Below are 10,316 nucleotides of genomic sequence, written 5' to 3' on the forward strand. Positions count from 1 at the left end.
GGAGTTTCGCGCCTGTGCGCGGGCTCCGTCGTGGGTCTGGCCCACCGTGCCGATAGACAGAGGGCAGGACGTCACCGAGTCAGGAAGCTCCTCGTTGCCAAGGACCACCGCACCGCGGCCCCGACCCCGGCCGACGACCGGGCGCGGGGCCGCGACGTGTCCCCGACCCAAGAAGAGTTCCGGTGCGCGAACAGCGGCGGCCAAGAAGGCGGCGGGAGGTCGTCGCCGTTCCGGGCCCCGCCGCGGCCGGCTCGTTCTGCTCGCGGTGCTCGTGGTCGCCGGCCTCGTCGTCTGGCCAGTGGTCAAGCCGCGCGTGGCGGCCCTGCCGTTCCTCGACTCGGTGTTCGCCGGCACGTCGTCGTCCGGACCCACCTGGCCGCTGACCGGCGTCCCGGCCGACACCGTTACCGACCGCCCGGCGCTCGCCGTGAAGATCGAGAACTCCGCCGCCGCCCGCCCGCAGACCGGGCTCAACGCGGCGGACATGGTGTGGGAGCAGGTCGTCGAGGGCGGGATCACCCGGTTCGTCGCCGTCTACCACTCCACCCTCCCGCCCGAGATCGGCCCCGTGCGGTCGATCCGGCCGATGGACGCCGCGATCGCCGCCCCGCTCGGCGGGCTGCTGGCGTTCTCCGGCGGCGTGCCGCCCTACATCGCCGCCGCCGAGAACGCCGGCCTGCAGGTGCTCCGCCAGGACTCCGGCGCCGACGGCTTCTTCCGGACGACGGCCCGCTCGGCTCCGCACAACGTCCACGCGACGCCGCAGACCCTCCTCGACCAGGCCGACGCCGACCACCGCTCCTCACCCGGCGAGCAGTTCGACCACGCCGCACCGGGGGAGCAGCCCACCGCCGTCGCCGCGGGCCGGCCGACCACCACGCTGGACCTCGCGCTGTCGGGCATCAGCATCCCCCGCTGGACCTGGAGCGCCACCGACGGCCGGTGGCTCCGCGCCGAGGGCAGCACCCCGGCGATCCAGGCGGACGGCGCGCGGATCGGTGCCGCCAACGTCGTCGTCCTGCGCGTCGACGTCGTCCAGACCGAGGCCCGCGACCCGGCCGGCAACCCCGTCCCGGAGACGGTCCTGACCGGCACCGGGCGGGCTCTCGTCGCCTCCGGCGGGCACACCGCCGAGGCGACCTGGTCCAAGCCGGGCGTCGGCGACCGGGTGGAGCTGACCGACGCCGACGGCGACCCCGTGATCCTGGCGCCCGGGACCACCTGGGTCGAGCTGGTTCCCATCTCCGGCGCGGTCGCCACCGGCTGAGCGGGCAGCCGGAAGGGGTCAGTCCCCGGGGACGACGACGGCGCGGCCGCGGATCGTGCCCTCGTGCAGCTTCCGGTAGGCCTCGGGCGCCTGGTCGAGCGTGTACCGCTCCACCTCGACGTGGATCGCACCCGCCCGCGCCAGGTCGAGCACCTCCATCAGCTCGGACCGCCGGCCCCAGTACGGCGCTCGCACCGAGGCGCCCATCGGCGTCGAGAAGAAGCCGGTCGGCAGCAGCCCGCCACCGATGCCGACGATCTGGACGACGCCGTCGAGCGCGACCGACTGCCGGGCGATCTCCAGCGTCGGCGGCGCCCCGACCATGTCGAACACCACCTGCGCGCCCACCCCGCGGGTCAGCGCCCGGATCTCCGCGACGGCGGAGTAATCGGACTGCAGCACGTGGTGCGCACCCACCTCGCGGGCGAGCTCCAGCTTCTGCTGGCTGATGTCCAGCGCGATCACCGTGGCGCCGGTGACCGCCCGCAGGATCTGGATGCCCACGTGCCCCAGGCCGCCGGCGCCGATCACCACGGCGGTGCTCCCGGCGGGCAGCGCACCCAGCGACGAGACGATCGCGTGGTACGGCGTCAGCCCGGCGTCGGTCAGCGACACCGTGGCCACCGGGTCGAGGTCGCCGAGCGGGACCAGGTGCCGGACGTCGTCGACGAGCATGTACTCGGCCAGTGCGCCGGGGGAGCCCAGCCCGGGCGGCTGGATGCCCAGCCCGGCCGCCCGCGGGCAGTAGTTCTCCGCGCCGCGCGCGCAGGCGTGGCACAGCCCGCAGCCCCACGGCCCGTACACCGCCACCGGCTCGCCGACCTCCACGCCGGTCACCCCGGAACCCAGCGCGTCGACGACGCCGGCGCCCTCGTGCCCGAGCGTCAGCGGCAGCCCGTAGACGTACTGCTCTTCCGGCAGGCCCATGACGAACGCGTCCGAGTGGCACAGCCCCGCGGCGGTGACCCGCAGCCGGACCTGCCCCGGGCCGGGCTCCGGCGTCGGGACCTCGACCACCTCGGGTTCGCCGCCGATGGTCCGGTACTGCACCGCGCGCATGCCTGCTCCTCCGTGCCGGGGACGTCGTCCCCCGGACGCTAGGGCGGAACCGCGGTGGGCGGCAGGTCGTCGTGTCCCGCGGTCAGGGGCGGAAGTCCCTGGTCTGACGAGCTCAGGCGCAGAGCAGGTCGAGCGCCACCTGCCCGTCACGGCTGGCCTCGTCGGGGAGGAGCAGCCAGGGCGCCGCCGTCGGGTCCGCGAGGTGCCGCTGCAGGTGCAGCAGCCGTTTGCGGTCGCTCCCCGAGGAGGCGCGCTCCTCGAACGGGTCGACGCACGCGAGCAGCACGGCCGCGTCGGCCAGGTGCCGGTCACGATCCCGGCCGTCGGTGCGGTGCGCCGCGGCCTTGAGGACCAGCGCCCCGAAGACGTCGGGCACGCTGATCGTCGTCGTCCCCGTGCCGGTGATGCGCAGCTCGGCCAGCACCGTCCGTCGCAGCGCCTGCGTGCCGCCCGCCACCCGCACCAGGTCGTAGCCGCGGAAGCGCGGCAGCGCCCTGGGCGGCACGTGGTCGGCCGCGACGACGTCGACGACGGCGCCGTCCCGGACGAACCGGTGCGCGGTGCCCGCACGGGGGTCCATGCTCGGCGCCAGCCGGTACCCGAGCTCCCCGAGCGAGCGCGCCACCTGGGCCGGGCGGCCGCGCCCGTTCTCCACGTGCAGCAGGACGTCGACGTCGTCGGTCGGCCGCACCACCGGCAGCCCCGCGACCGCGGCGTGCAGCTGCACCATCAACCCGCCGATCAGTGTCCAGGCGTCGGCCGGCACCACCTCGGCCAGCTCCGCCACGTCCGGCCACGGCCGGGCCCACCCGCCCGCCGGCGTCGGCGGCCGCAGCACCTCAGGCATGCAGCACCTCAGCCACGCAGCTGCCCGAGCGCGCGGTCGAGGATGCGGTGGCCGGCCGACCGCTCCCGGGGGTCGGTGGAGGCGGCCAGGTCCAGCCCGGCCAGCACCTGCCGCCGTCCGCGCGCCAGCTCCTCGACGACGTCCATCGGCATGCCCGTCACCCGGAGCGTGACGCCGCCCGTCGGATCGGCGTCCAGCCGGTAGCGCCGCACGAGACCGCCGGCGACGGACTCGGCGACGTACCCGTCGCACCGGTCCGGCGCCGCGCTCAACCCGCCGATGCCCCCGGCAGCCCCCGAGGCGACCACCTCGCGGGTCAGCCGGCCGAGCGCCCGCGGGTGGGCCCGGTAGCGGTGCACCGACGCCCGGTTGCGGGTCCGCGCGGAGAGTTCGTCGGCGGCCGAGCCAGCGAGCGCCGACCGGAGCCGCGACCGCTGCGCCTGCCCGAGCCACCCGGCCGGCCGCCCCTCCAGCAGCGCCACGGCGGCCCAGGCCGTCGGCTCCTCCCAGGCGCGCACCCGGCTGCCCCGCCGCTGCGCCACCCACTGGGCCACGGAGTCCGCGTCGACGCGGTCGGGGCCGATCGCCAGCAGGTCGCCCCCGGAGACAAGGCGCTGCACGTGCCGGACGGAGACGCCCATCCGGTCGGCGGCCTGCTCGGTGGTCATCAGGGGCATACGGACAATGTCGTCAGAACGACGCTATCGGTCAAGCGGAAACGCGGGGCACGGGCGGTCACCGGTGATCCGATGCGAGCATGAGCTCCATGGCGGCCGACCGGACGGAGCTCGTCGCGCGCTACCTGCGCGGGGAGACTGACGTCGTCGCGGCCCGCGACGCCGCCAGCGTCGTCCTGCTCCGCGACGGGGCGACCGGCCCGGAGGTCTACCTGCTGCGGCGCCGCCCGACCATGGCCTTCGCCCCGGGCATGCACGTCTACCCGGGCGGCTCGGTCGACCCGCGCGACCGCGAGGCCGCCGACCACTGGGCCGGCCCACCGCCGGCCGAGTGGGCCGCGGCCTTCTCCTGCGCCCCCGGGCTGGCGACCGCGCTCGTCGCGGCGGCGGTCCGCGAGACGTTCGAGGAGTCCGGCGTCCTGCTCGCCGCGCACCGGGACGGCACCCCGGTCACCGACACCACCGGCGACGACTGGGAGCGCGACCGGCTGGCCCTCATCGAGGGCACGCTGGCGCTCAGCGACTTCCTGGCCGCGCGATCGCTGCTGCTGCGCGCCGACCTGCTCCGCCCCTGGGCGCACTGGATCACGCCGGAGTGGTCGGCCCGCCGGTTCGACACCCGGTTCTTCCTCGCCGCGCTCCCGGCCGGTCAGCGCACCCGCGACGTCGGCGGCGAGGCCGACCGCGTGACCTGGCTGCCGGTCGCCGAGGCGTTCGCGAGCTTCCGCGACGGGTCGCTCACGATGATGAACGCGACCGCCTCGAGCCTCCGTGACCTCTCCGCCCACCCGGACGTGGCGTCCGCCATGGCGGCGCCGCGGCGCATCCGGCCGGTCATGACCCGTCCGGTGCTCGCCGGCGGCCGGGTCGAGTACGTCTACGACGGCGACGACGGCCCGGCCCCGCTCTCCGCGCTGGTCGAGCCGTTCGGGGCGCGGGACATCGACCCGACCGCCATCAGCTGACCCGGCGCACAACCGGGCGCCCCCACGCGGCCTTTTGTGCACAGAGCGCACCGCGGGGCGTTATGTGCACAAAAGGCCCTCAGGCGGAGACGTCCTCGTGGGTGTTCACCCCGGGGATCCGCCGCACCGACCCCCAGCCGAACCGCGCCCACACCACCAGCAGCCCGGCCCCGACCAGGGAGCCCAGCGAGTCGCGCACCAGGTCGCCGTTGGTGTCGTCGTTGTCGATCGACAGGTCCGTGCCCAGCCACGCGTCGGAGCGCCACTCGTACACCTCCCACAGCGCGCCGATCGAGATGCCCAGCGCGGCGGTGACGACGGCGATCCCGATGTAGTGCGGCAGGTGCGTCTCGTCGCGCGGGTCGGGCACCACCTCGGCCCGCGCCAGCGCGATGTAGACCACCGGCGCGGTGAGCATGGGCAGCGTGAAGTGCACCAGGTCGTCGAAGGCCAGCCACTCGTCGTAGAGCCCGAGCACCTCGCCGAACCCCTGCAGCGCCATCGCCACGGTCAGCGACAGGTCGTAGGGCCGCGGCAGGTTCAGCAGCCGCGCGACCAGCGTGATGCCGAAGAAGAACGCCAGCAGCGCCGCCGCACCCCAGTCGCCGGCCACCGCGTGGACGACGGCCCCGCCCAGGATCACCAGCCGCAGGACGTCGATGCCGTCCCGGATCACCGGCGTCCAGTCGCCCAGCAGCAGGGTGCGCGTGTCCACCGGGGTGACCTACCACGGGCTCGCCGGGACAACCCACCGCCGGACCCTGGTGCATCGCGGAGACCGGGCCTACCGTTTCGGCAGCGGGGGCCGTCCGACGCCACCGGAGATCCCATGCCCGTCCCGCTGATCCTCGCCGTCGACGACGATCCCGCCCGGCTCGCGACCGTGGAGCGGGAGCTGCGCACCCGGTACGAGCCCGACTACCGGGTCTCCTGCCTGCGCACCCCGGCTGCCGCGCTCGCCGCCCTCGAGCAGCTCGCCGCCGACGGGGAGGACGTCGCCCTGGTCCTCGCCGCCGACGAGCTCGCGGGCGCCCCGGGCGCGGACCTCCTCGGCGAGGTGCCCGGGCTGTTCCGGCACGCCCAGCGCGCCCTGCTCGTCGACTGGGCCAGCGTCGGGGTGGCCGAGGCCGGCGACGCGATCTTCGAGGCGATCGCCGGCGGCCGGATCGACCACTACGTCGTCCGGCCCGCCCCGCCGCCCGACGAGCAGTTCCACCAGGCGCTGTCGACGTTCCTCCTCGCCTGGGCGGAGGAGCGCCGCCGCGCCCCGCACACCATCGACGTGGTGGGGGAGTCGTGGTCGGGCCGGGCGTTCGAGCTGCGCGAGGTGCTCGGCCGCTGCGCCATGCCGCACCGCTTCTGCCTGGCCGGGTCCGACCAGGGCCGCGCCCTCCTCGGCGACGCGCCCGCGCGCAAGCTCCCGGTCCTCGTCATGCCCACCGGCGCCGTCATGGAGGACCCGAGCGACGTCGAGATCGCCCGCTCCGCCGGCACCGTCATCGAGCCGACCGGGGAGCACTACGACCTGGTGATCGTCGGCTGCGGGCCGGCCGGCCTCTCCGCCGGTGTGTACGGCGCCTCGGAGGGGCTGCGCACCGTGGTCATCGACTCGGGCAGCATCGGCGGCCAGGCGACGTCGAGCTCCTCGATCCGCAACTACCTCGGCTTCCCGCGGGGCGTCACCGGGGCCGACCTCGCCCGCCGCGCCTACCAGCAGGCGTGGGTGTTCGGCGCCCGGTTCGCCTTCATGCAGCAGGTCACCGACCTCACCGCGGACGGCGAGGGCGTCGTCGTCCGGCTGCACACCGGCGGGGTGGTCGTCGCCGGGGCCGTCGTCCTGGCGACCGGTGCCGCCTACCGCCGGCTCGACGTCCCGTCGCTGGAGGCGCTGCACGGCGCGGGCGTCTTCTACGGCGCCGCCGCCTCGGAGGCGCCGCTGGTCGCCGGCAGGGAGGTGTTCATCGTCGGCGGCGCCAACTCCGCCGGGCAGGCCGCGATCCACCTCGCCGGCTGGGCCGACCGGGTCACCCTCGTCGTCCGCGCGGGCAGCCTCGAGGCGGGCATGTCGCACTACCTCGTCCACCAGGTCGAGGAGACGGCGAACATCGAGGTGCGCACCGGCACCGAGGTCGTCGACGGCGGGGGTGAGGGCTGGCTGGACCACCTCGTCCTGCGCGACCGGGCGACCGGCGCCGAGGAGAAGGTGGACGCCTACGCGCTGTTCCTCATGATCGGCGCCCAGCCGCACACCGCGTGGCTGCCGCCGGACCTCGAGCGGGACCCGGCCGGCTTCGTCGTCACCGGCACGGAGCTGAGCGAGGCCGGCGTCGACGCCCTCGGCCGGCGCCCCCTGCCGCTGGAGACGAGCATCCCCGGCGTGCTCGCGGCCGGCGACGTCCGGCACGGGTCGGTGAAGCGGGTCGCCTCCGCCGTCGGCGAGGGCGGGATCGCCATCCAGTACGTGCACCGCCTGCTCAAGGTCTGACCCGAGGGGCTGTCGGCGCCCCTGGCTAGGGTCGGCGACCGTGCCCCAGGTCGACGCCGGTCAGCCGCTGTCCCGAGCCGCCCGCCTCGCCGCCACCGCGCTGGCGAAGCGGTGGCGGCTGCCCCGGGCGCTCGGCCCGGCGCGGGTGCTGCGCGACGTCGCCGTCCCGATGCGCGACGGCGCCTCGCTGCGCGCCGACGTCCACCTCCCGCCCACCGTCGGCCCGCACCCCACCGTGCTGCTGCGCTCCCCGTACGGTCGCGGCCCGCAGTTCGCCGTGACCATGGCCGTGCCCTACGCCGAGCGCGGCTACGCCGTCGTGCTGCAGAGCGTCCGCGGCACCTTCGGCTCCGGCGGCGACTTCGCGCCCGTCGTCAACGAGGAGCACGACGGGCAGGACACCGTCGCCTGGCTGCGCGACCAGCCCTGGTTCGACGGGCGGCTGGCGACGCTGGGCCCGAGCTACCTCGGCTACACCCAGTGGGCGCTGGCCCTCGACCCGCCGCCGGAGCTCAAGGCGATGGTGCTGCACATCGGCCCGCACGACCTCGCCCAGGCCGGGCTGGTCGACGGCGCGTTCCAGCTCACCAACCTCGCCATCTGGACCGAGCTCGTCGCCCACCAGGAGCGGTTCGGTGCCATCCGCGGCACCGCCCGGCTGATGACGGCGGAGCGGCGGCTGGCCCCGCACCTGCACCGGCTGCCGCTGCAGGGTCTGGCCGAGCGGTTCGGCGGCAACCCGGCGCCGTGGTTCGACGAGTGGCTGGCCCACCCCGACCTCGCCGACCCGTACTGGGACCGCTACCGCGCCACCCCGGCGGTCCACTCGAGCACCGTCCCGACGCTGCTCGTCGGCGGCTGGCAGGACTGGTTCCTCGAGCAGACGCTCCACCAGTACGCCGTGCTGCGCGACCGCGGCGTCGACGTCGGCCTCACCGTCGGCCCGTGGGCGCACCTCACCATCGACGCCGCCGTGACGACGCCGGAGAGCCTCGCCTGGCTGAACACCCACCTGCCGGTCGAGGGCACGCAACCGATCCGGCGCCCCGACCGGGTCCGCGTCCACGTCACCGGGGTGCGCACCTGGCGCGGGATGGACGACTGGCCGCCGCCCACCACCGACCGCACCTGGTACCTCGCCGGGAGCGGCGCGCTGCGCGACGACCCGCCCGCGGAACCGGACGCGACCAGCTTCCGCCACGACCCCGTGGACCCGACGCCGTCGGTCGGCGGCCGGGTGCTCGCCCGCAGCGCCGGCCGGCGCGACAACCGCCGGCTCGAGGCGCGCGACGACGTCCGCACCTTCACCACCGCGCCGCTGACGCAGCCGGTCGAGCTGCTCGGCGGCGCCACGGTCCGGCTGTGCCTGACCTCGGACAACCCGTACGCCGACGTCTTCGTGCGGCTCTGCGACGTGGACCCCCGCGGCCGCTCGGTCAACGTGACCGACCGCCTGGTCCGGCTCGACCCGGCCGAGGGCGAGGAGCCGGTCGTGGGCGAGCGGCTGGTCGAGACGACGCTGCCCGACACAGCGCACCGATTCCTCGCCGGGCACCGCCTGCGCCTGCAGGTCTCCGGCGGCGCCCACCCCCGGTACGCCCGCAACCTCGGCACCGGCGAGCCGCCCGGCCAGGGCACCCATGGGGTGCCGGTGACCCACCGGATCGGGCACGGCGGGGCGTCGGCGTCGTCGGTCACGCTGCCGCTGGGCTGAGCCCCGGACACCCCGGCCGCCCCACTCGTCACAGCCGACCTGCACCTTCGACGGAGGTCCCGCGAACCGTCGGACCCCGCTCGTAGGCTGGCCCAAACCCTCCACGGAAGGACATGGTGTGGGCAAGCACCTGCTCGACGAGACGGCCGAATTCACGATGCCCCGCCCGGGGCGGCACGCCGCTCCGGACACGGCCGAGCTCGAGGCCACCCAGCGGTTCGACGCGGGCCTGCGGCAACCGCGCCCCGGCGTCCCCAACCCGCAGTTCGGCAAGGACGCCGAGCAGCGCTGAGCGCCGCGCCGGGAGCCCCGTGGGGGCTCCCGGCGTGCGACGCCCTCAGGCCGTGCCCTCCGCCGCGATCAGGTCGGTGACCTCCTGCGGCGGCGTCGAGCAGTCGTCGCCCGAGGGCTCCTGCTCCGAGGCCAGCCCCGTGACGCCGGCGTCCTCGACCGGGGTGAAGCCCAGCCGGTCGAGGTGGCGGGGCACCCGCGCCTGCGCGTTCAGCACGTGCGAGCGGGACAGCCAGCCCAGGCCGTCGTCGACCTGGAAGTCCATCCCGCCGCCGGGCGCCCGCTGCACGTGCCCGGGCGAGGGCAGCAGGCCCACGAGCATCACCGCCTCGTCGGCCGACAGCTCGGCGGGCGGGGAGTCGAAGTAGTACCAGCCGGCCGCGCAGACCCCGTAGATCGTCGGGCCGAACTGCGCGTAGTTGACGTACAGCTCCAGCATCCGGCGGTCGTCGACGAACGCCGCGAGCTCCACCGCCAGCGCCGCCTCCAGCCCCTTGCGCCAGGCGCTGAGCTCCTGGTTCAGGAACAGGTTCTTCGCCACCTGCTGCGGGATGGTCGACCCCGACGGGTCCTCCGCGCCGGAGAGGTGCGCCGTCGCGCGGTCCCACAGCGCGTCCCACTCGAAGGCGCCGTCGCGGTAGGGCAGCTGCGCGTCCTCGTGCGCGATCACCGCGGCGAGGAAGTTCCGCGACACGTGCTCGACCGGCACCGACTGCTGGACCGAGCCCGCGGGGTTGGCCGCCATGAACGCCGTCGTCGGCGGGTCCACCCAGCGCAGCGACAGCACGACCAGCGCCTGGACGACGCCCAGCACCGCGAGCACCTTCACGATGCGGCGGACGAGCCCCCGGCGGCGCCGGGGCGCGCGCAGCCGGCGACGGCGACCGCGCTCGGGTCCGGCCGGCGGGGCCGGCGGCGGGACCGGGGCCTGCGGCGGTGGGTACGCCCCGCGCGGCGGCGGGAACGGGCCGCGCTCCGGGGGGAACGGGCCCCGCGGGGGCGGGTAGGACG

General features: G+C 75.8%; 10 protein-coding genes. 5 read left to right on the forward strand and 5 right to left on the reverse strand.

Features of this window, described 5'->3' with window-relative positions; all coding sequences use genetic code 11:
- Positions 1-265 precede the first annotated feature (265 nt).
- Positions 266-1,267 (forward strand): DUF3048 domain-containing protein, encoded by a 1,002-nt coding sequence (locus tag E9549_RS15245; protein ID WP_236827398.1) that lies wholly within the window; start codon positions 266-268, stop codon positions 1,265-1,267.
- An 18-nt stretch (positions 1,268-1,285) separates the two neighbouring features.
- Here E9549_RS15245 and E9549_RS15250 read toward each other — a convergent pair whose 3' ends face one another.
- The 3 genes from E9549_RS15250 to E9549_RS15260 all read right to left on the reverse strand — a co-directional run bounded on the left by E9549_RS15250 (position 1,286) and on the right by E9549_RS15260 (position 3,841).
- The gene (locus E9549_RS15250) at positions 1,286-2,326 is read right to left on the reverse strand and encodes an NAD(P)-dependent alcohol dehydrogenase (protein WP_236827399.1); all 1,041 of its coding nucleotides are present in this window, start codon (positions 2,324-2,326) and stop codon (positions 1,286-1,288) included.
- 112 nt (positions 2,327-2,438) lie between these two features.
- Positions 2,439-3,173 carry a hypothetical protein gene (locus tag E9549_RS15255; RefSeq protein ID WP_236827400.1) on the reverse strand — a complete coding sequence of 245 codons (735 nt, stop codon included), beginning with the start codon at positions 3,171-3,173 and terminating at the stop codon, positions 2,439-2,441.
- Between the two features lie 8 nt (positions 3,174-3,181).
- Positions 3,182-3,841: a helix-turn-helix domain-containing protein gene (locus tag E9549_RS15260; RefSeq protein WP_236827401.1), complete on the reverse strand. Its 660-nt coding sequence runs from the start codon at positions 3,839-3,841 to the stop codon at positions 3,182-3,184.
- An 89-nt stretch (positions 3,842-3,930) separates the two neighbouring features.
- Between E9549_RS15260 and E9549_RS15265 the strand changes: the two genes are divergently transcribed.
- Positions 3,931-4,815: an NUDIX domain-containing protein gene (locus E9549_RS15265; protein WP_236827402.1), complete on the forward strand. Its 885-nt coding sequence runs from the start codon at positions 3,931-3,933 to the stop codon at positions 4,813-4,815.
- A 79-nt stretch (positions 4,816-4,894) separates the two neighbouring features.
- Here the strand turns inward: E9549_RS15265 and E9549_RS15270 are convergent, their stop codons facing one another.
- Positions 4,895-5,530 (reverse strand): hypothetical protein, encoded by a 636-nt coding sequence (locus E9549_RS15270; protein WP_236827403.1) that lies wholly within the window; start codon positions 5,528-5,530, stop codon positions 4,895-4,897.
- Between the two features lie 114 nt (positions 5,531-5,644).
- On the opposite strand from E9549_RS15270, the gene E9549_RS15275 reads away from it, so the two are divergent.
- The 3 genes from E9549_RS15275 to E9549_RS15285 all read left to right on the forward strand — a co-directional run bounded on the left by E9549_RS15275 (position 5,645) and on the right by E9549_RS15285 (position 9,306).
- Entirely contained in the window at positions 5,645-7,300 is a 1,656-nt protein-coding gene (locus E9549_RS15275) for an FAD-dependent oxidoreductase (protein WP_236827404.1), read from the forward strand.
- A 40-nt stretch (positions 7,301-7,340) separates the two neighbouring features.
- Positions 7,341-9,014, forward strand: coding sequence for a CocE/NonD family hydrolase (locus E9549_RS15280; RefSeq protein ID WP_236827405.1), 1,674 nt, complete (start codon positions 7,341-7,343; stop codon positions 9,012-9,014).
- Between the two features lie 118 nt (positions 9,015-9,132).
- Positions 9,133-9,306 (forward strand): hypothetical protein, encoded by a 174-nt coding sequence (locus tag E9549_RS15285; RefSeq protein WP_236827406.1) that lies wholly within the window; start codon positions 9,133-9,135, stop codon positions 9,304-9,306.
- 45 nt (positions 9,307-9,351) lie between these two features.
- Here E9549_RS15285 and E9549_RS15290 read toward each other — a convergent pair.
- On the reverse strand, positions 9,352-10,316 hold a 965-nt coding region (locus E9549_RS15290), incomplete at its 5' end, for a transglycosylase domain-containing protein (RefSeq protein ID WP_236827407.1).

It is taken from the genome of Blastococcus sp. MG754426, from assembly GCF_021699055.1.
GTDB lineage: Bacteria > Actinomycetota > Actinomycetes > Mycobacteriales > Geodermatophilaceae > Blastococcus.